Origin of the sequence: Streptomyces sp. P9-2B-2 (assembly GCF_030406865.1) — a bacterium.
GTDB classification, from domain to species: Bacteria; Actinomycetota; Actinomycetes; order Streptomycetales; family Streptomycetaceae; genus Streptomyces; species Streptomyces platensis.
On sequence record NZ_CP129126.1, the window covers coordinates 7721107 to 7741601 of the forward strand.

The following is a 20495-nucleotide window of genomic DNA, read 5'->3' on the forward strand; positions in this document are numbered from 1 at the left end:
CCGGTTCAATGAGCGAGCCGGTCGCACTCACTGGAGGCACCATGGAAGCCGTCGTCCGATCAGCCGCCGGGGCCCCGGCCATCCGCTGCGCGGGCCATGAACGCGACTATCCGGCCTTCCTCGACCGTGCGGCCCGGATAGCGAACGGCCTGGTGGAGTGGGGAGTCGAGCCCGGCGACCGGATCGCCGTGGTGCTGCGCAACGAGCCCGCCCATCTGGAGATCACCGCCGCCGCCGCGCTCCTCGGGGCCTCGGCGGTACCCGTCAACTGGCACTTCCGGCACCACGAGCTGCGGCATGTGCTCACCGACAGCGGCAGCAAGGTCGTCTTCGTACACACCGATCTGCTCGCCGAGGTGTCCGCCGTGCTGCCCGACGGCGTACGGATCGTCGAGGTGGCCGTCCCGGCCGGTGTCGCGGCCGCCTGCGGGATCGCCCTGCCGCCGCCCACCGGCGCACACCCGCTGCTCGACGACTGGCTGGAGGACCGCGCACCGCTGCCCGAGGCCGCCGCGGAACGCCCGCCCACCATCATCTACAGCTCCGGAACCACCGGCCGCCCCAAGGGAGTGCTGCGCGAACCCGTCGCCGCGGACCGGCTGGAGGAGGCGGTGCTGCGGTTCCTGGAGTACTTCGCCGTCGCACCCGGCGGCCGTACGCTCATCCCCGCCCCGCTCTACCACGCGTCGCCCAGCCAGCACGCCGTCCTCGCGCTCGCGGCCGGTCTGGACATCACGCTGATGCCGCGCTTCGACGCCCAGGAGTTCCTCCGGCTGATCGCCCACCACCGCATCGAGCAGGTGCAGGTGGTGCCCACGATGTTCGTCCGGCTGCTGCGACTGCCCAAGGAGGTCCGTGAGCGCTACGACCTGTCCTCGCTCACCTCGGTCGTGCATGCCGCGGCGCCCTGCCCGCCGCATATCAAACACGCCATGATCGACTGGCTGGGACCGGTGCTCCGGGAGTACTACGGCGGCAGTGAGACCGGCGCCGTGACCTGGTGCGACAGCGCGGAGTGGCTGGCCCACCCCGGCACCGTCGGACGCGCCACCGGCACCTGCGGGGTCGCGGTCCTCGGCCCCGACGGGGAGCCACTGCCGACCGGCGCCACCGGCGACATCTACCTCAAACCCGCCGAGGACTGGCCCCGGTTCACCTACCTCGGCGACCCGGACAAGCGCGCCGCCATGGAAGCGGCGGGCCTGCCCGGATACGTCACCATCGGCGACATCGGCCATCTCGACGCCGACGGATATCTCTACCTCAGCGACCGCCGCAACGACATGGTCATCTCCGGCGGCGTCAACATCTACCCCGCGGAGATCGAGGGCTGTCTGCTGGCCCTCGACGGCGTCCGGGACGTGGCGGTCTTCGGTATCCCCGACGAGGAGTTCGGCGAGGTCCTCGCCGTGCATCTGGAGACCGAACCCGGCGTGCTGCTGAGCGCCGAGACGGTACGGGCCCATGTCGCGGCGCGGCTCGCCGGGTACAAGGTCCCCCGGGCCGTGGTCTTCGAGGAGCGGCTGCCGCGCGATGAGTCGGGAAAACTCTTCAAGCGGCTGCTGCGGGACCCGTACTGGGCGGGACACGACGGCGTCATCTGACCGTCGTGACCGCCCGGCGGTTCCCGCGGTTCAGCACATTCCGCCGTCGAGCACCGGAATCAACTGCTCCTCCTCATAGGTGAGATGGTCTTCCACCTCCTTTGTGAGGCGTTCGACTTCGGCGAGCACTTGCTGCGGATCCGCGTCCTGGGTGGAAATGACTTTCTGGAGGGCGGCGAGGAGGACCGCGAGTTTCCGGTGTTCCTCCTGAAGTCGCTCCAGTGCCGGTGCGAGCTCGGGATGGTTCCGGCCGAGCATCGGAAACATTCCGGCGCCCTCACCGGTGTGGTGATTGTTCAGCCCCTGGCAGAGGGTCAGACAGTTCACCCGGAGCTGGGCGCCGAGGCCGGGACCCGATGCGGCGATTTCCTTGCGGATCAGGGCGAGTTCCTGGCGGAATCCGTCGTGTACGGCCTTGAGTGCCGCGCCCGCCGAGGACGCGTTGATCCGCGGCGGCCCGGCCGGAATTTCCTCCAGGGCCACCACCGGAAGGATGCGCTCCGTCTTCTCCTGGTAGTCGGACCAACCGGGATCGGTCGCGACCGCACGGGCGAAGGCCTGGTCGCGTTCGGCGCCCTCCAGGACAACGGCTTGCGCCTCATAGGTGAAGACCCCGGCCTCGACGGTGACTCGGGGATGGGCCACCAGGTTGTGGTACCAGGCCGGATGCTTGGGCGCGCCGGCGGCCGAGGCGATGACCAGCGCCCGTCCGTCGCCGTCGGGAAGGTAGCCGAGCGGGGTGGTGTGCGGGGCGCCGGACCGCGCCCCCGTAGTGGTCAGCAGCAGCAGTCGGCCGCCTTCGAAGGGGCCGCCGACGCGGCCGCCGTTGGCGCGGAACTCCTCGATGATCTGTCGGTTGAAATCGATCGGCATATTCGGTGTTTTCTCCAGGATGAGGGAGCGCGATGAGCCCGCTGAGATATGCGGGCAGGGCGAAGAAACCCTGCAGAGGAGACGGAGAACCGCTCATTGGGCAGGGCGAATTGACCTCGGGCGAAAAGCGTTCGTCCGGGGTGCGGGCGCCGTAAAGGCGAAGAGGAAAAGGGCGCGCGGTTACGCGAAAGATGCGTGCGGAAGCGGGGCGCGGGCAGGGTGAAACCCGTACGCGAGCCGAACCCGCAGGAAAAGGAGAGCGCGCAGCGCGCGAAAGCTGAAAGAGCGGAGGGGGCGGGCCTCTTGGCGCCCGCCTGGCGGTCACGTGGTGACCGGGAACCTCACTCGCTCATGGCACATGGCCGACCCGGTAGTCACGAGGTAAAGGTAATGCCATAAAGGAAAGAAGGCAACGCGCAGGCGAAATCGGGGCCGGGGGCCCGTAGCTCCCGGTGCCGGAGCGGGCGGCGCGCCGACCAGGAGTCGAACTCGCCGCCACGGACGGCTGGTTGCGCCCCCCCCACGCACGGCCGGTTGCGTCCCCGCCACGGACGACGGATTACGTTCCCGTCAGCAGCTCACTGCCGTACGGCCTCCAGCAGCACCAGCCGCTCCGGGAAGAGCGTCGGTGCCTGCACGCCCACCTCGGCCAGTACCCGCCCCGGCAGTGTCACGCCCCGCTCCCACCAGGGCAGCGGGGAAGTGACCGGCCCCTCCGGGCGGTCCCCCGGCGCCAGCGGCGACAGCCGGTAGTCCGCGTCCGGTTCCAGCCCCGGCAGCCGCACCCGCCCGGCCGGTGCCTGCACACTCGTGGCCATCTGCACCAGCGCGAACACCGCCCGCCCGGCGTCCCCGGCCACCACGCCGTGCACCCAGAGCGCCGGGTCGGGATGGTCGCCGCGCACCACCGTCCCGCTGTGCAGCAACGGCCGCAGCGCCCGGTACAGCGCCACCCACTCGGCCAGCCGCGCCCGTTCCGCCGCGCTCGCCGCCGTCAGGTCCCACTCGATCCCGAAGTGACAGAACAGCGCGGTCCCCGCCCGGAAATCGAGGGTGTGCCGCCGCCCCGTCGTATGCGCGACCGGCGCCCCCACATGCGCACCGAGCAGCTCCGGCGGCAGCAACAGCCCCGTCCAGCGCTGGATGTGCTGCCGCTCCAGCGCATCGATGCAGTCGCTGGTCCACACCCGGTCGGTGCGCTCCAGCACGCCCAGATCCACCCGGGCGCCACCGGACGCACAGGACTCGATCTCCAACCGCGTGTGCAGCGCCCGAAGTTCGTCCATCAGCCGGTAGGTGGCCGTCGTCTGGTGGTGCGCGGCGGCGTCCACGAGGTCCCGGTTGTGGTCCCACTTCAGATACTCGATGGGGTGCGCGCGCAGCAGGGTGTCCAGCCGTTCGCGGACATAGGCGTACGCCTCGGGGCGCGCCAGATCGAGGACCTGCTGATGGCGGGAGGCCGGTGGCAGCCGCGAGGGGGAGTCGGCCAGGATCCAGTCCGGATGCGCACGGGCCAGATCGGATTCCGGGTTGATCATCTCCGGCTCGACCCACAGCCCGAATTGCATCCCCAGCCCCCGCACGGTGTCGATCAGCGGCCGCAGCCCGTCCGGCCAGACCGCGGGGTCCACATACCAGTCGCCGAGCCCGGCGCGATCGTCCCGCCGCCCCCGGAACCAGCCGTCATCCAGCACGAACCGCTCCGCGCCGACCTCGGCCGCGGCCCGCGCCAGCCGCTCCAGCGTGGCCAGGTCCTGGTCGAAGTAGACCGCCTCCCAGGTGTTGAGGGTGACCGGGCGGGGCGAGGCCGGGTGTCCGTCGCGGGCCCGCAGCTCGCGGTGGAAGCGCCCGGCCAGCTCGTCCAGACCGTGCCGTCCGTAGGAGGCGTGGAGCCAGGGGGAGCGATACGTCGCGCCCGGGGCCAGCCGTAGCTCGCCCGGTAGCAGCAGTTCGCCCCCGGCCAGCACCGCCTGCCCCGCCGGGGTGCGTTCGGCGAGCGTGCGATGGTTGCCGCTCCAGGCCACATGCAGCCCCCACACCTCACCGGACCGGAAGCCGAAACCCGCCTCCCCGGCGGTCAGCAGCAGCGTCGCATCGCTGCCGGTGCGCCCGCGCCGGCCCTCCCGCAGATGCGTGCCCAGCGTGAACGCATGCCGCTGCGGGGCGCGTTCGCGCAGATGGCGGCCGGTGAGATCGAAAAGCTCGGTGGCCTGCGCGGGGACCGGCAGCGCGGGCGTCAGCCCGTTGATGTGGTACGGCCCGTCGCCGGTGTTGGTGACCGCCGCGCGCAGCCGCACCAGCCCGGCATCGGTCAGTCCGAGCTCCAGCGTGAGCGCCAGACCGCCGTCCGGGTCCACCGCCTCGACGGTCAGCCGCCGGTTCTCGTTCTCCACGGACCTGGCGCGCACCGTGAAGGCGGGCGCGGCGGTGCGGCCCGCACGATGCCCGCTCAGCCCCGGGGTGCCGGGCCAGCCCGCGGACTGCTGGGGCAGCACGCTCACCGGGACCGGCTCGTCCAGCGCGTTGGGGACGGTCTGGGGGACGTCGGCGGCGCGCAGCCCGGCGAGCCGGTCGGGCGCGATCGGACCGAGGTCGGCGCCCCAGTGCACGACGCGCGGCAGACCGGTACCGGACACATCCAGCACCAGGCTGGTGCCGGCGGCCCGGAAGTGCAGGAGGTCGTCCATGGCGGGATCCCTTCGTGACGGCCGGGAGGGCGGGGCGTACCGGGGGACGGGGGGTGGAGCGCGGGCGGTGGGACGGACGGAACGGCGCGGGCGGTGGGACGGAACGGCGCGGCCCCGCTGTGAGAGGTACCGGACGCACCGCCCGGCGCACCAGAGGGCCTCGGGCCGCCCACAGGCCCGCGACTGGTACGCCTCGCCTGCGTACCTGGAGATCCTGCCGCTGCGCACCCGCCATGTCGATGGCGATGTGGTGCTGGTGCCGGGCGTGCCCGACGGTTACGACCCGGCCGTCACGGCGGCGAAGCTGCGGGCGGTGGCGGCCGGATGAGGCCCGGCCGGGTGGCCCGGAACGGCGGCCGGGCGACACCCGTAGCGGCGGCCGACACACACCCGGCGCAGGCACCCCCGAAGGCCCCCGAAGGCCCCTCCCAAAGCCTCCGCAAAGGGGGCCGATTCTTCCTACCCGACCGTGACCGGCCGCTTCCTCCCCCGCTAAAGTCTCACCAACAGCGCAGGTGAAACCGCTTCCACAGGGTCCGGGGGCAGCCGCCCCGGGGGGAGGACACAGAGCGACATGAGCCGCCGTTCCCACGGGTTAATGGCCATCTGGGCCGAGGCGCAGCGGCAGCAGCAGCGCCAGCAGGAAGCCCAGCGCCGCGCGCGGGCACAGCAGCAGCGCGACCAGGAACGGCAGGCCAGGGACGCGGAACGGGCCATGGCGCGGATGCACCGCGAGCGGCAGACGGCCTACCGGCAGCAGCGCGAGGCCGACGCCCGCCGCCGCACCGAGGAGCTGGACAGCCGGGTCGCCGCACTGACCGGTCTGCTCGCCGAGGGCTGCCGCGCCCCCGCGTTCTCGCCGGACGCGCTGCTGCGCCGCGAGCGCATCGAGGAGTTCGCGCCCGGCGCCCTCGCCACCCCGGTACCGATGCCCGATCCGGCGCGCTATCAGGCCCCGCCGGGCGGCTGGCAGGTCGGCGTCCGCCGGGACCGCGCCCAGGGCGAGGCCCGCGCTCGCTACGAGCAGGACTGGTATGCCGCGCAGGCCGCGGAGAGCCGGCGGCAGGCCCAACTCGCGGCCTACCGGCAGCAGTACGACCAGTGGGCCACGGGCACCCTCGCCGGGATCCGGCAGCACAACGCCGGGATGGCGGAGCTGCTGTCCGGCCTGCGCGACGGCGACCCGGACGCCGCCGTCGAATACTTCTCCGCCGCGCTGTACTCCTCCACCGCCTGGCCGGAGGGCTTCCCCCGGCAGGTCGCCGCCGCCTACGACCCGGCGGCCCGCCAGCTCGTCCTCGACTGGGAGCTCCCCGGCTACGACATCGTGCCGGAGACCAAATCCGTCCGGTACATGCCCACCGCCGACCAGGAGAAGGAGACCGCCCGGCCGGCCGCGCAGCGCCGGGCGCTCTACCGCGATGTCCTGGCCCAGAGCGTGCTGCTGGTGCTGCGTGACCTCTTCGCCGCGGACACCTACGGCACGCTGGACTCGGTGGCCCTCAACGGGTTCGTGGACGATGTGGACCCGGTGACCGGCCGCCCCGCCCAGGTGTATCTGGCGACCGTCATGGCGGCCCGCGGCGCCTTCGACGCGTTCCACCTCGCGCAGGTCAGCGCCGTGGAGTGCCTCACCGAGGGGCTGCGCGGGCAGCTCGCCGCGCGCCCCGACCAGCGGACCGCCGTACGCCCCGGACGCCTGCCGGGCGAGGTCGGGGGCGAGGTCGTCGCCCACGGCACCGACAGCGAACCGGATCTGTACGAGATGGACCCGCTCGCCTTCGAGAACCTGATCGCCGAGCTGTTCCGCGCCATGGGCATGCAGGCCGTGACCACCCAGCGCTCCGGCGACGGCGGGGTCGATGTGGACGCGCTGGACCCCGACCCGATCCGCGGCGGCAAGATCGTGGTGCAGGTCAAGCGCTACCGCCACACCGTCCCGCCGACCGCCGTGCGGGACCTCTACGGCACGGTCCAGGCCGAAGGCGCCAACAAGGGCGTGCTGGTGACGACCTCCCGCTTCGGCCCCGGCTCCCACACCTTCGCCAACGGCAAACCCCTCAGCCTGATCGCCGGCTCCGAACTCGTCGATCTGCTCGGCCGGTACGGGCTGCGCGGACGGCTCGGCACGGACGCTCCGGCCGGTTCCGCGGACGCCGATGAGGCGCCGGACCACAACATCCTCGGCATGAACTGGTCCGGCGAGGTAGCCCTCGATGTCTGCGCCCTGGTGTGCAAGGGGACCAGTGTCCTGAGCGACGACCACTTCGTCTTCTACAACAACCCGCGCAACCCGGACGGTTCGGTGCGGATGCTGCCCGGCTTCGCACCCGACCGGGCCGCGATACAGGTGCGTTTCGAGGCGCTGCCGCCGGACGCCGACCGGCTGGTCCTGGTCGCCGCGATCGACCCCCAGGTCAACCCCGACGCCGACCTCTCCGGCTTCACCGACGCCCGGATCCGGCTGCTGGACGCGTCGGGGGAGGAGCTGGGACAGCTGGAGGTCTCCGAGGGACGCCGCGGCGAGACCGCCCTCGTCCTCGGCTCCTTCCGCCAACGGGCGGGCGGCGACTGGGACTTCGTCGGAGGCGGCAAGGGTTTCCCCGGCGGCCTGGAGGCGCTCGTCCAGGAGTACGGCATCGACGTCGCCTGACGGCCGTGGCCGTGGCTGTGGCCGTGGCCGCGGCGGTCCGGCTCCCGGCACGCCCGGCCTCGGACCCGGCCCCGATCGCGGTCGCCCGGGTCAGCTCTCCCACATCCGGGCGAGAACGGCGTTCACCACGTCCGGCCGGTCCTGGTGCGGCGCGTGGCCGGCGCGGGACACCCGCACATGACGGGCGCAGCCGCCGCGGAGTCGGCTCCGGCATCGGCAGCCCGTACGGCTCGGTGGACTGCCGTAGAAAGCCCACCAAGTGCGCCTCCTGGAACAGGAGTTGACCGAGATCCACGGCATCGACCGCGTAGTCACTCCGCTCGATGTCCGGGCTGTCACCGAACCCGCGCCGGTCGACGACTTCCAGCCGGAACCGCCCGCCCAGCGACCGCTGCGCCGCGAAGCACTCCGTGCCCCAGCTCATCGTCCCGTGCACCAGCACCGCCCGCGGCGCACCGGGCGCGGCCTCGTCCCACACCGTCACATGAAGCGGCTCAGGGTCGCGATGGGGTTGGCGATTCATGGGGCCGAGGTTAGAGCTGGTCTCCCCGGTCGAGAGTCATTTTCTGTTTCTGGTCCCTCGTGATGTGAGGCAGCCGGTGTCGGCGCGCGGGCGTCGAGGGGATCGAGGTGTGCCCGGGCCCTGGACGGCAGTTCAGCCGGCGCTATCCGCCAGCTCCCGGCTGCGGCCTGCCCACTGGATCACGTACGGCATGGCGACACCGGAGGCGACGAAGATGCCGCCCATGAGGAGCCAGCCCGGAGTACCCCAGGTCACGCAGAGCAGGCCGAGCAGACTCGGTGAGACGACGTAGCACAAGCCCATACCCATGCCGAACACCCCGGAGTACTGGCCCTGGGCATGTGCGGGAGCCAGGCGGAACCGAAGCTCCAGTGATCCGGCCGCATGCCAGAGCGAGCCCACCGTATGGATGGCGACGCCGACGATCATGATCGTCACGGCGACCCAGCCGGGGACTCCGGAGGCCATCGCGATGACGGCCATGCCGATCAGGAACGCGAGCCCGGCGCGGCGGATGGCCCGGCCGGCGACCGTGCCGCCCTTGATGCCGCGACTCGTACGTATTTGCAGGAGGACCACCATCACGGTGTTGACGGCGATTGCCAGACCGACGAACCACCGTGGCGCATCCGTGTGCAGGACGATCCAGAGCGGCAGGGCGTACGACAGCACCTCGCTCTGGATCCACATGATGCCGTCGAGTACGACGAACATCACGTACGGCCTGTCCTTGAGCGCGATCCACCGGCCCTCCTCGCGCGGCGACGGCAGAGGTGCGAGCTTGGGCAGTCCGACCAGGACGGCGGCACTGCCGAGGAACGTCAGCGCGTTGCCGAGGATGAGGACGCGGTAGGCGGTATCGGTATCGATCTGCACCGCCGCACCGGCCGCCATCGCGCCGAACGTGCCGGCGAGCATGGCCACTGACCGCAGGTAGGACCGGAACTTCGGCACCTCGTCACCGCCGAACCGGCGGATCATCGGGCCGCGAGCCGCACCGCCGGACGAGCCGGCCAGGTCGGTCACGGTCACCGCCAGGACGAACGCCCAGAACGAGTGGGCGAACAGCAGCGATGTCATGGAAAGGGCCTGGACCAGCAGCGTGACCAGAAAGATCTCGCGCGGACCGCGGCGGTCCGCGAGATGCCCCACCGGGATACCGGCGATCAGACCAACCACCGCCGCGGTACCGAGGCCGAGGCCGACCTGCCCGATGGACAGGTGAATCACCCGAAGGGCGTACAGCGGCACGGTCGCCAGGAAAGCCGCAGTGCCGAACTGGTTGACGAAGCCGGCGAGGGCCAGCTTCCGCTGGGGACCGGACTCCAGCAGCAGTCCCCGCCGAATAAGCCAGGATCGTTTCGCGTCGCCGATTTCCCTGGGAGTGCTGTCGGTTGACCTGGTGCAGGCCTGACTCACCCTGTACTCCAATATCTGTCGATCGTGCCGTGCCGAAATCGGGGGCGCGCAAGGGAAGCCGGTGTGTCGCATGGCTCCGCTGCGCGGACCAGAAGGAAGCGAGCCGCTCGCTGAGAGACCGAGCGATCACAGGCGCTCTTCCCCAACTGCCGCCGCAGTGGGCAGGTTTGGGAAGTGGCAAGCGTGGAGTATGCCGAGGTGAGAGCCATGAGGAGAAGGCATCTGGTGGTGGGGGAATGTCACAGCGAAAACGGGAATCCGCGCACGGCGCAGCCGGTTATCGGAAGTGGTGCTTTCCTCTCATGAGCTCCTCTCATGAGCTCCTCTCATGAGCTCCTCTCGCGAGCTCCTCTCGCGAACGGAGCCGGATATCCGGATAAGGACCAGCGGCGGCGGTGACGGTGCCGAGGTAGCCGTACCCTCGCTGGTCGTCTCGGGCGGCGACGGGTCTTCACCGCGTGCGTTTTCCGATGGCCCGCTCCACCGTGTTGCGGCGGAATGCCCGAGCCTGTGGCGGTTGGGCGGGACATGACACACCAGGCCCCTGCGCGGAACTACCCGCATGGCGGTCGCTGTGGGACGTGGGGCTGATCAAGGCTGGCCGGAGGGCCGACGGTGGTGGGAACGGTGACGTGATGGTGCGGAAAGAAGGGCGCCGGTGGGGCGCGAGAGTGGCGAGGCTGCGGTGGGGCGGGCAGCTTCGGGCGGCCAGGAAGGCCGTTGCCGCCCACCGTGCCCAGGCGGAGGCCGACGCGGACCCTCGTTACCGACTCGCGCTCGCGCGGTCCCAGTGCGCCCTCGGTGAGCTGCTGGCGAAGGTGGACCGGCCGGAGGAGGCGCTGCCGCATGTCGAGGAGGCCGTCGACCTCTGCCGTCCGCTGGCCGACACCGAACTCGCGCGTCATCGCGCCGTCCTCGCCCTGTGCCTGGGCGTTCTCGGCGAACTGCTGACGGCGCTGGTCCGGCCGGCCGCGGCACAGGCCGCGAAGGACGAAGCCGCCGCCCTGGAGAGGGAGCCCGCGGACATCGTCGCCTTCTACCGCGAGCTGGCCGAGGCCGCCCCCGACCGCCGTCGCCCCGCCCTCGCCGCCGCCCTGCACTACCGGGCCTCCTGGCTGAAGCAGCACGACCGGCCGGACGAGGCGGTGCCGCTCGTCGAGGAAGCCATCGCGCTCCGCCGCGGTCTGGCGGAGGCCGACGCGGACCCGCTCCGCCGTATCGCGCTCGCCAGGTCCCTGTGTTTCCTGGGTGAGCTGCTGGGGCAGTTGGACCGTCCGGCGGAGGGGCTGCCGCTGGTGGCGGAGGCCGTCGAGCTCCGTCGTGACCTGGCCGCGGCCGACGCGGACCCGCGCCGCGGCATCGCGCTGGCCCTGTTCCTGCGCGCCCACTGCCGGCTGCTGCTGCAACTGGACCGTCCGGCCGAGGCGCTGCCGTTCGCCCGGGAAGCGGTGCGTCTCTGGCGGCGGGTGGCGGAGTCCGAGGCCGGTGACCGCCGCTACCGGGCCGGTCTCGCCGTCTCGCTGCACACCCTCGGCGAGCTGCTGGCGAAGCTGGACCGTCCTGCCGAGGCGCTGCCGTACGCCGAGGAATCCGTCGACCTCCACCGCGCGGGCATCGGCCTCCTCGGCCGCCACCGTCTCGCGGGCGCCCTGCGCACCCTCGGTGACGTGCTGGCGGCACTGGACCGCCCGGCCGAGGCGCAGGCGACGCAGGACGAGGCGACGGCCCTCGACGGGGAGACGGAAGCGGAAAGCCCGTGAGCCGTCCGGCCGAGGCACAGGCGGGACGGGATGAGGCGGCGGCCCTCGACGGGGGGAGACGGAAGCGGATGGCCCGTGAGCCGTCCGCCGCCCGATGGCGGCAGTGGTGAGTCCGTACGGGGGAGAGCCGCGGACATCGGCGTCTTGCGGCATTTCCGGTCATGTCCCTGCTGATATCTGTCGGGGATGAGCGCGTACACCCGGTATGCAGCCGTCGCCCTGCTCGCCGCGCTGGCCGTGGGCTGCACCCGCCCGCACCCCGTCCCACGGCCCGCCCCGCGGCCCTCCCCGGAACCCACCCCGCGGGCCCATGGCGGCGCCCCCGTCACCCGGGCCGCCGGCCGGCAGCCCTTCACGCTGGTCGCCGCCGGGGACGTCCACCCCTCCGACCGCGAGGTGCTCGCCACGGCCCGGCGGGACGCACCGCACGACGGGTACGACTACCGGCCGATGCTCAAGGGCGTGCGGCCGGTCATCTCCGCCGCCGATCTGGCGCTGTGTCATCTGGACGCGCCACTCGGACCGCTGACCGGGCCCTTCACCGGCTACCCCGTCCTACAGGCGCCCCCGCAGATCGCCACCGCACTCAAGGCGACCGGCTACGACTCCTGTGCCACCGCCTCCCACCATGCCCTCGACCGCGGTGTGCCGGGTGTGCGGCGCACCCTGGAGGCGCTGGACACGGTCGGGCTGCGCCATGCCGGCTCGGCCCGGGACGCCGCCGAGGCCGCCCGTCCGGCGCTGCTGCGGGCCCCGGGCGGCGCACGGGTGGCCCAGCTCGCGTACACCTACGGCACCGGGAGCGGGCGGCGTCCGGCGTACGCGCCGTGGACGGTGAATCTGCTCGACGCCAAGCGGATCATCAAGGAGGCCCGGGCGGCCCGCCGGGCCGGGGCCGATGTCGTGGTCGTCAGCCCCTACTGGGGGACGGAGTACCGAACGGCCCCCGACGCGCGACAGATCCGGCTGGCCCGGCTGCTCACCGCCTCCGAGACCGGCGGCCGGCCCGATATCGATCTGATCGTCGGCACCCGCGCGCACACCCCGCAGCCGTACGAGAAGGTCAACGGCACCTGGGTCGTCTACGGCCTCGGTGACCAGCTCTCCGGCGTCATGAAGCAGCCGAGCGGCAACTGGGGCAGCATCGCCCGCTTCCGGTTCGCACCGCCGCACCACCCCGGTGAGCGCTGGCGGGTCACCGCGGCCGAGTACCTCCCGCAGTTCGCCCAGCTGGGGGCGCGGGTCCGGGTACGCGATCTCACCAGGACCGGCGGGCACGACCGGATCCGCAAGGAGCACAACCGGATCCGTAAGGAGATCGGCAAGGCGGTGCTGAGCCGGGGCGCCGGGGCCGACGGGCTGACGATGGGGCGGTGACCGCGCGGCTCCGGGTGCGGTGACCGATCACAGCCGGTGGTGCCCGATCATGGAGGGATGGCCGACTCGTACGTACGGGTGCGCGGCGCCCGTGAGCACAATCTCCGCACCATCGATGTGGACATCCCGAGGGACGCGCTCGTCGCGTTCACCGGGGTGTCCGGATCCGGCAAGTCCTCGCTCGCCTTCGGCACCCTCTACGCCGAGGCGCAGCGCCGCTACTTCGAGTCGGTGGCCCCCTACGCCCGGCGGCTGATCCACCAGGTCGGCGCGCCCAAGGTCGAGGACATCACCGGACTGCCGCCCGCGGTCGCCCTGGAACAGCGGCGCTCCGCGCCCACCTCCCGCTCCTCGGTCGGCACCGTCACCACCCTCTCCAACACCCTGCGGATGCTCTTCTCCCGCGCCGGTGACTACCCGGAGGGCACGGCGGAACGGCTCGACTCCGACGCCTTCTCGCCCAACACGGCGGTCGGGGCCTGCCCGGAGTGCCACGGCCTGGGCACCGTCCACCGCGTCACGGAGCAGTCCCTCGTGCCCGACCCGGCGCTCTCCATCGGGGAGGGCGCCATCGCCGCCTGGCCCGGCGCCTGGCAGGGCAAGAACCTCCGTGACATCCTCGCGGCCCTCGGCCATGACATCGACCGGCCGTGGCGCGAGCTGCCGCAGGCCGACCGGGACTGGATCCTGTTCACCGACGAACAGCCCGTCGTCACCGTCCACCCCGTACGCGACGTGGGCCGCATCCAACGCCCCTACAAGGGCCAGTACATGAGCGCCCGGCGCTATGTGCTGCACACCTTCGCCGACTCCAAGAGCGAGACCCTGCGCAAACGCGTCCAGGGGTTCATGGTCGCCGAGCCCTGCCCGGTGTGCGCCGGGCGGCGGCTGCGCCCCGAGGCGCTGGCCGTGACGTTCGAGGGCCAGGACATCGCCACCCTCGCCGGGACGCCGCTCGGCGCCCTCGCCGAGTTGCTGCGCCCCACCGCCGCACGGGCGGACGACGAGGTGGCCCCCACACTGGCCCGCGACCTGGTGGCACGCATCGAGGTGCTCACCGAACTCGGGCTGGGCTACCTCAGCATGGACCGGCCCTCGCCCACCCTGTCCGCCGGTGAACTCCAGCGGCTGCGACTGGCCACCCAGCTGCGCTCCGGCCTCTTCGGCGTCGTCTACGTCCTGGACGAGCCGTCCGCCGGTCTGCATCCGGCCGATACGGAGTCCCTGCTCACGGTGCTCGGCCGGCTCAAGGAAGCGGGCAACTCGCTGTTCGTCGTCGAGCACGACATGGACGTGGTGCGGCGCGCCGACTGGATCGTGGACATCGGCCCGCGCGCCGGGGAACACGGCGGACAGGTGCTGCACAGCGGGCCGGTCGCCGGGCTCGCGGACGCCACCGCCTCCGCCACCCGCCGCTTCCTCTTCGACACCGCACCACCCGCCGCGCGCACGGTACGCCGCCCCGCCGGCACCCTCACACTGCGCGGCGTCACCCTGCACAATCTGCGCGGCCTGGACGCCACCTTCCCGCTCGGCGTCTTCACCGCCGTCACCGGCGTCTCGGGGTCGGGCAAGTCGACGCTGGTCACCCGGGTGCTCGCGGAGGCCGTGCGGGAGCACCTCGGCGACGGGGCGCCCGAGGAGACGGCCGAGGCCGGGCCGATGGCCCGCGCGCAACTCACCGGCGCCGAGGGCCTGGCGGCGATCGACCGGCTGGTGCGCGTCGACCAGAAGCCGATCGGCCGGACCCCGCGCTCCAACCTCGCCACGTACACCGGCCTCTTCGACGCCGTACGCAAGGTCTTCGCCGCCACCGACGCGGCCCGCGCCCGCGGCTACACCGCCGGACGGTTCTCCTTCAACGTCACCGGCGGCCGCTGCGAGACCTGCCAGGGCGAGGGCTTCGTCGCCGTCGAACTGCTCTTCCTGCCCGGTACGTACGCGCCCTGCACCGCCTGCCACGGCGCCCGCTACAACCCCGAAACCCTGGAGATCACCTACCGGGACCGCACCGTCGCCGAGGTCCTCGCGATGACCGTGGACACGGCCGCGGACTTCCTCGCCGACATCCCGGCCGCCACCCGCAGCCTGCGCACCCTCCAGGACGTGGGCCTGGGCTATCTGCGGCTCGGCCAGCCCGCCACCGAGCTGTCGGGCGGCGAGGCCCAGCGCATCAAGCTCGCCACCGAACTCCAGCGGACCCGCCGCGGCCACACCCTCTACCTCCTCGACGAGCCCACCACCGGCCTCCACCCCGCCGACACCGAGGTGCTGCTGCGCCAGCTCCACGGCCTGGTCGACGCCGGCCACACCGTGGTGGTCGTCGAGCACGACATGGGGGTGGTGGCCGGCGCCGACCATGTCATCGACCTCGGACCCGGCGGCGGCGCGGACGGCGGCCGGATCGTGGCGGCGGGCACCCCGGCCGAGGTCGCGGCCGCGCCCGGGAGCCGGACCGCCCCCTACCTGGCCCGGCGGAGGGCGCGGCCGGACGCCTGTTGACGGTCCGCTAATGTACGCAGGTCAGATCACCAGGTATCACCACCGCGCAGCACTGCGCAGCACCACGAAGGGGGCACCTCACATGGCAGACATGGAGAAGGCCAGGGCGGCGTTCGACCGGTTCGACGCGGACGGCGACGGCCAGGTCACGCCGGAGGAGTTCAAGCACGCGATGGCCGAGATGGGCGACCCGTTCGTCACCGGCCCGGTCGCCGAGGCGGTCATCAAGGCCAAGGACACCGACAGCGACGGCCGGATGTCCTTCGACGAGTTCTGGCAGGCCCTTCAGGCCTGACCCGCCTGGTCACACCCCCTTCGCCTCCCGTTCGCCCGCGGCCGCGCGCAGCGCCGCCAGCCCGCGGGCGACCGGGGGCCGGCGCTCACTGCCGCGCCGCACGGCCGCCAGGAACCGCCGTACCGGCAGCGGCTCACCGCGCAGCGGCACCCGTACGACCGGACAGCGCTCCGGCACCGGCGCCAGCCTCGGTATCAGACAGATCCCGAAGCCGTGCGCGACCAGGGCGGCGACCGCATACCAGTCCACCGCGTCATGGCGGACCCGCGGGGTGAAGCCCGCCGTGGCACACGCGGTCAGCAGCAGCTGATGCTGATCGGCCGGATCCCCGGCGCGGATCCAGCTCTCCCCGGCCGCCTCCGCCAGCGTCACCCCCTGCGCCACCCGCCCCGCGAACGCGTGCCCGGCCGGCACCAACAGATCCTGCGGCTCCTCCAGCACCGGCCGCTGGGTGAAGCGCGCATCGTCCGACGGCGGCAGCTCGCTGTCCGGACGCCGGGAGCCCGGGGGAGGGCCGCCCGGCGCCGGAATCACCACGGCGATATCCGCCCGGCCGGCCAGCAGCAGCTCGAAGCGGTTCTCGCCCGGGTCCTCGCCGATCTCCACCGCCAGCCGCGGCAGCTCCTCGCGCAGCCGCGCCACCGCCGGTGCGATCACCCCGGCGATCGCCGTCGCCACCCCCGTGATCCGCAGCCGCCCGGCCACCCCGTCCCCGTATCCCGCGAGATCCGCACGGGCCTCCTCCCAGCGCGCGAACAGCGCATCGGCGTGCTCGACCAGCGCCAACGCCGCCGGAGTCAGGCGTACGTTGCGGCCGGCCGGCTCCAGAAGCTCCAGCCCGAGCCGGGCCGACAGCTGCCGCAGCTGCTGGGAGACCGTCGACGGGGTCAGATGCAGCGCCTCGGCGGTCGCGGTGACGGTGCCCCGCTGATGCAGGACGCGCAGGGTCTGTAACCGGGGATCGATCATGCCGGGACAGCGTAGACGCCCGGGTCCCGCTTCAACCGTGCGGAGATGCCACACGGTTCCCTGCGGAAACTTTCGATGGACCCACCACATGCGCCCGCCCGAAGGTGGACGGCATGACCGAGATCCTGACCGATGCCTTTCTGCCGGGCCTGTGGGCGGGCTACGCACTGGCCGTTCCCGTCGGCGCGCTGGCCGTACTGCTGGTGAGCGTCACCGCCCGGACCTCGTTCCGGGTCGGCGCCTCGGCCGCGCTCGGGGTGGCGACCGCCGACGGCCTCTACGCGCTGGCCGCGGTGGCCGGCGGCGCCGCCCTCTCCCGTGCGCTCGCCCCCGTCGCGGGCCCGCTGCGCGCGCTCGCCGCCGTCATCCTGCTCGCCATGGCACTCCGGACCGCCGCACGGGCCCTGCGCCACCGCGGCAAGGAAGAAGGCCCGGAACGGAACGTCCTGGGACGCCCCGGCCGGGCCTATCTCGCCTTCCTGGGGCTGACGTTGATCAACCCCTGGGCGATTCTCTACTTCTCCGCGCTGGTGCTGGCCGGTGGCGCGGGCGCCCTGGGTGACGGCGTCGCCGGCCCCGCCGCCTTCGTAGCGGCCGTGCTCACCGCCTCCGTGAGCTGGCAACTGCTCCTGGCCGCGGGCGGAACGGTGCTGGGCAGGACGCTGACCGGCCCACGGGGGCGCGTCGTCACCGCGCTGCTCTCCGCCGTGGTCATCTCAGCCCTTGCGGCCGGACTGCTGCTGCACGGCTGAGGCGGTGCCCACCGGCGGCGGCGCGGCCTGGTCACCGGTACCCCAGCCGGACGGCTTCGGCCCCACGGTGAAGGCCAGTTCACGACCCGAGCGCAGATCCCCGGTGGTGAGGTAGGTCCGGTCGCGGCCGGCGCCGTCCAGATGGACCGACTGCACATAGCGGTCGGTGGCGGAGGTGCCGGGCGCCGTGACCGTGAAGTGCCCGGACGGGAAGTAGCGCCGGTCCAGCGTCAGATCCACCCGGTCGAAGACCGGAGTGCTCAGCCCCCAGCTGTCGGTGCCCGGCTGCACCGGGAACACCCCGATCGAGGAAAGCACCATCCACGCCGACATCGTCCCCAGATCGTCGTTCCCGGTCATCCCGGACGGCGCGTCGGTGAACAGGGTCAGCGCCGCATGCACCACATCCGTCGTCTTCCAGGGGCGGCCGGTGGAGAGATAGGTGTACGGCGCGATCAGATCCGGCTCGTTCTGCGGGTTGTACTTGTCGGCGTTGTAGTAGTCATAGGGCCCGTTGACCCACACCTCGCGGGCCGTCTTCTCCGGGTCCTGCAGCAGCTTCTCGTAGGCGAAGAACGCGTCCAGGCGCTCATCGGCCTTTTCCCTGCCGCCGATCAGCCGCAGCATCCCCGGCAGATCCTGCGGCACCAGCCACTGGTACTGCCAGGACGTGCCCTCGTGGAAACCCTCGCTCTTGGCCGGGTCGGCCGGACCGGTGAACGCGCCCTGCACATCGCGGGCCCGGAAGAAGCCGGTCGAACCGTCGAAGATCTTGCGGTAGTTCTGGGCGCGGGCCGCATACCGGTCGGCGTCCTTGCCGTGCCCCAGATCGCGCGCCATCTGGGCCAGCATCGCATCCGACAGGGCGTATTCGAGGGTCGCCGACGCACCGTGGTCGAAGTCGGAGTCGCCGGGCTTGGAGTGCGGACGGCCCTTGACGTACGGGGCGAAGCCGTCCTTCAGATAAGGCGCGTTGGCCTCCCGGCCCACGGCCGGCGAATCCGCCGGCGGCACTCCGTCGGCGTTCTTCTTCAGCGCCGCGTACGCCTCCTCCTCATGGCCCCGCAACAGCCCCTGCTGATAGGCGTTGGTCAGGAACGGGGTGACCGGATCGCCGGTCATGATGTTCGTCTCGACCGTTCCGTAGCCCCACTTGGGCAGCCAGCCGCTCTCCTTGGCGATCCGCAGCACCGACAGCGCCATATCGCGGGACTCACCCGGCGCCAGCAGCGCCAGCAGCTGCGCCTGAGTGCGATAGGTGTCCCACAACGACCAGTTCTGGTAGTAGGTGAAGCCCTTGGCGTGATGGGTCCGCTGGTCCCAGCCCGTATAGCGGCCGTCCACATCGCTGCCGATGTTCGGCGCGAGGAAGGACCGGTAGAGCGAGGAGTAGAAGGTCCGGCGCAGTGTCCGGTCGCCGCCCTGGGCCTTGACCAGCCCCAGTCGCCGTTCCCAGGCGCTGTCGGCCGCGGCCTTCGTACGGTCGAAGGAACTGCCGCCCTCGGCCCGCAGATTGCGGGCGGCGCCCGCCGCGTCCACATAGCTGAGGGCCGTGGTCGCCTCGACGGTGCGGTCCGCGCGGGTGTCGAAGCGGGCGTAGGCCCCGTGCCGGCCGGTGGCGGTGGAGTCCTTGGACCCCGCCGTCACCTTGTCGCCGTCCCAGGTCCCGTACGACGTGAACGGCCGGTCGAAGCGGGTGATCGTGTAGACGGTGTACGGCTTGGTGTCCTGGCAGAAGCCGCGGCCGGTGATGGCGGTGCGGATGGTGCGGGAGTCCAGCACCTCGACCCGGGTCGAGACCGTCTTGTGCAGCGACTGGCCCGTATTGAGCAGCACATTGGCCTTGTCGGTGGCCGGGAAGGTGTAGCGCTGCTTCCCGGTGCGGGCGGTCGCGGTGAGCTCGGCGGTGATCCCGCCGTAGGACGTCAGACCGACGCGGTAATAGCCGGGCTGGGCCGACTCGTCGTCGTGGCGGTAGCCGGCCGCGTACTTCGCATAGTCGGTCTCGGTGATGTCGCCCGTGGTGGGCAGCACCGGCAGGTCACCGCCGAGCCCGCAGCCCACACCCGAGATGTGCACCGAACTGAAGCCGCGGATGTGGTCGTCGTCGTAGCCGTAGCCGGTGGTGTGCCCGGTGTCCGGAGAGAGCTGCACCATGCCGAACGGTACGGCGGCGCCCGGGTAGGTGTTGCCGTCCTTCTGACTGCCGATGAACGGGTTGACCAGGTCGGTGAGCGGGCCGCCGGGCGGCTCGGCCCGTGCGGCGGGGACCGCGAGCGCACTCCCGATGAGCGCGGCCGCCAGCACCGCGCCCGCGGTACGCAGCCGGGTACGACTGAGCCATGGCATGGATCCGGACCTCCGGGGGTTGGGTCACCGGACTGCCGGCCGCCCCGTGCGGACGAGCACACACGGCCTGCGCGACCGACAACGTTGTCAGAGCGCGCTCATTCTTGGTGGCGGCCCGGTGCGCGTCAAGAGGTCCCGCGGGAGTAACTCCGGTGCACCCGGCACCCGTCGAGGAGCCGGGGCGCACCGTCCCGGGAGCGAACGGGGCGCGCCGGACAGCAGGCACGCCACCGGACGAAAGGCTCAGCGGGCGGCGGCGACGGGTGTGGCGGAGGCTTCCGGAGCGGCCGGTGCGTTGGCAGCTCGCCGGTAGTAGTCGAGTTGCGTCACCCCGTTGTAGCCGTAGCTCTCCGGGTGCAGTTCGTGCAGCGCGACCCCGGACCGGGGGAGCGGGCCGAGGAGGTCCGACAGCAGTTCATCGGCCGCGGCGATGAAGGCGGCCTTCTCCGCGGCGCTGTTGGTGCCCGCGGTGAGACTCGCCTCCACATGCGCGTCACGGCCGTCGGTCAGCGGTTCGCTGTCGATGTAATAGCGGCCGGGCGGCACCAGGTTGAGGTGGACGATGGTGCGCGCGCCGGACTTGCGCAGCACCGTGACCGCCAGCCGCGTCAGCCCCTCGGCGAGGGCGCGCTGGACGTCGGTGGGGAGGTCGGGGTCGGGGACGGTGACCCGGAAGTACGGCATGGCTCTCCTCGGAATGTGCTCAGGGTGTCGCCGCCAAGACCGGCGGCA

General features: G+C 72.2%; 13 protein-coding genes and 1 pseudogene. 8 read left to right on the top strand and 6 right to left on the bottom strand.

The features are described 5' to 3' along the window. The first annotated feature begins 41 nt into the window (after positions 1-41). Positions 42-1604 (top strand): AMP-binding protein, encoded by a 1563-nt coding sequence (locus tag QT196_RS33970; protein ID WP_168482510.1) that lies wholly within the window; start codon positions 42-44, stop codon positions 1602-1604. Between the two features lie 30 nt (positions 1605-1634). Here the strand turns inward: QT196_RS33970 and QT196_RS33975 are convergent, their stop codons facing one another. Then, the gene (locus tag QT196_RS33975; RefSeq protein WP_290356293.1) at positions 1635-2477 is read right to left on the bottom strand and encodes a nitroreductase/quinone reductase family protein; all 843 of its coding nucleotides are present in this window, start codon (positions 2475-2477) and stop codon (positions 1635-1637) included. A 578-nt stretch (positions 2478-3055) separates the two neighbouring features. Continuing rightward, positions 3056-5164, bottom strand: a complete 2109-nt coding sequence (locus QT196_RS33980; RefSeq protein ID WP_290356294.1) for an alpha-galactosidase — start codon at positions 5162-5164, stop codon at positions 3056-3058. A 172-nt stretch (positions 5165-5336) separates the two neighbouring features. Here QT196_RS33980 and QT196_RS33985 point away from each other — a divergent pair. Both QT196_RS33985 and QT196_RS33990 read left to right on the top strand, forming a co-directional pair. Then, positions 5337-5492: pseudogene (locus tag QT196_RS33985) on the top strand (DUF1330 domain-containing protein); the annotation flags it as partial. A 246-nt stretch (positions 5493-5738) separates the two neighbouring features. Next, complete coding sequence (locus QT196_RS33990) at positions 5739-7817, top strand: restriction endonuclease (RefSeq protein ID WP_168482513.1); 2079 nt, start codon at positions 5739-5741, stop codon at positions 7815-7817. A 655-nt stretch (positions 7818-8472) separates the two neighbouring features. Here QT196_RS33990 and QT196_RS33995 read toward each other — a convergent pair. Further along, entirely contained in the window at positions 8473-9759 is a 1287-nt protein-coding gene (locus QT196_RS33995) for an MFS transporter (RefSeq protein ID WP_290356295.1), read from the bottom strand. A gap of 671 nt (positions 9760-10430) precedes the next feature. On the opposite strand from QT196_RS33995, the gene QT196_RS34000 reads away from it, so the two are divergent. The 4 genes from QT196_RS34000 (at position 10431) to QT196_RS34015 (ending at position 15693) form a co-directional block, all read left to right on the top strand. Next, complete coding sequence (locus QT196_RS34000; RefSeq protein WP_290356296.1) at positions 10431-11519, top strand: tetratricopeptide repeat protein; 1089 nt, start codon at positions 10431-10433, stop codon at positions 11517-11519. A gap of 186 nt (positions 11520-11705) precedes the next feature. After that, positions 11706-12896 (top strand): CapA family protein, encoded by a 1191-nt coding sequence (locus QT196_RS34005; protein WP_290356297.1) that lies wholly within the window; start codon positions 11706-11708, stop codon positions 12894-12896. Between the two features lie 57 nt (positions 12897-12953). Further along, on the top strand, positions 12954-15398 hold the full coding sequence (gene uvrA, locus QT196_RS34010) for an excinuclease ABC subunit UvrA (protein WP_266732446.1): 2445 nt from the start codon (positions 12954-12956) through the stop codon (positions 15396-15398). An 82-nt stretch (positions 15399-15480) separates the two neighbouring features. Next, positions 15481-15693 (top strand): EF-hand domain-containing protein, encoded by a 213-nt coding sequence (locus QT196_RS34015; RefSeq protein ID WP_042160858.1) that lies wholly within the window; start codon positions 15481-15483, stop codon positions 15691-15693. A gap of 9 nt (positions 15694-15702) precedes the next feature. Here the strand turns inward: QT196_RS34015 and QT196_RS34020 are convergent, their stop codons facing one another. Next, on the bottom strand, positions 15703-16662 hold the full coding sequence (locus QT196_RS34020; protein ID WP_168482518.1) for a LysR family transcriptional regulator: 960 nt from the start codon (positions 16660-16662) through the stop codon (positions 15703-15705). Positions 16663-16775: 113 nt separating this feature from the next. Here QT196_RS34020 and QT196_RS34025 point away from each other — a divergent pair, with 113 nt between their 5' ends. Beyond that, positions 16776-17414 carry a LysE family transporter gene (locus QT196_RS34025; protein WP_290356298.1) on the top strand — a complete coding sequence of 213 codons (639 nt, stop codon included), beginning with the start codon at positions 16776-16778 and terminating at the stop codon, positions 17412-17414. Here QT196_RS34025 and QT196_RS34030 read toward each other — a convergent pair. Both QT196_RS34030 and QT196_RS34035 read right to left on the bottom strand, forming a co-directional pair. Beyond that, complete coding sequence (locus QT196_RS34030) at positions 17379-19763, bottom strand: GH92 family glycosyl hydrolase (protein ID WP_290356299.1); 2385 nt, start codon at positions 19761-19763, stop codon at positions 17379-17381. The genes QT196_RS34025 and QT196_RS34030 overlap by 36 nt on opposite strands. Before the next feature lie 243 nt (positions 19764-20006). Next, entirely contained in the window at positions 20007-20447 is a 441-nt protein-coding gene (locus QT196_RS34035) for a hypothetical protein (protein ID WP_290356300.1), read from the bottom strand. Positions 20448-20495: the final 48 nt, after the last annotated feature.

Excerpts from the sequence above, each read along its gene's own strand:
- QT196_RS33970 (WP_168482510.1), top strand. The coding sequence starts at position 42 with ATGGAAGCCGTCGTCCGATCAGCCGCCGGGGCCCCGGCCATCCGCTGC.
- QT196_RS33975 (WP_290356293.1), bottom strand. The coding sequence starts at position 2,477 with ATGCCGATCGATTTCAACCGACAGATCATCGAGGAGTTCCGCGCCAAC.
- QT196_RS33980 (WP_290356294.1), bottom strand. The coding sequence starts at position 5,164 with ATGGACGACCTCCTGCACTTCCGGGCCGCCGGCACCAGCCTGGTGCTG.
- QT196_RS33990 (WP_168482513.1), top strand. The coding sequence starts at position 5,739 with ATGAGCCGCCGTTCCCACGGGTTAATGGCCATCTGGGCCGAGGCGCAG.
- QT196_RS34005 (WP_290356297.1), top strand. The coding sequence starts at position 11,706 with ATGAGCGCGTACACCCGGTATGCAGCCGTCGCCCTGCTCGCCGCGCTG.
- uvrA (WP_266732446.1), top strand. The coding sequence starts at position 12,954 with ATGGCCGACTCGTACGTACGGGTGCGCGGCGCCCGTGAGCACAATCTC.
- QT196_RS34015 (WP_042160858.1), top strand. The coding sequence starts at position 15,481 with ATGGCAGACATGGAGAAGGCCAGGGCGGCGTTCGACCGGTTCGACGCG.
- QT196_RS34020 (WP_168482518.1), bottom strand. The coding sequence starts at position 16,662 with ATGATCGATCCCCGGTTACAGACCCTGCGCGTCCTGCATCAGCGGGGC.
- QT196_RS34025 (WP_290356298.1), top strand. The coding sequence starts at position 16,776 with ATGACCGAGATCCTGACCGATGCCTTTCTGCCGGGCCTGTGGGCGGGC.
- QT196_RS34030 (WP_290356299.1), bottom strand. The coding sequence starts at position 19,763 with ATGCCATGGCTCAGTCGTACCCGGCTGCGTACCGCGGGCGCGGTGCTG.
- QT196_RS34035 (WP_290356300.1), bottom strand. The coding sequence starts at position 20,447 with ATGCCGTACTTCCGGGTCACCGTCCCCGACCCCGACCTCCCCACCGAC.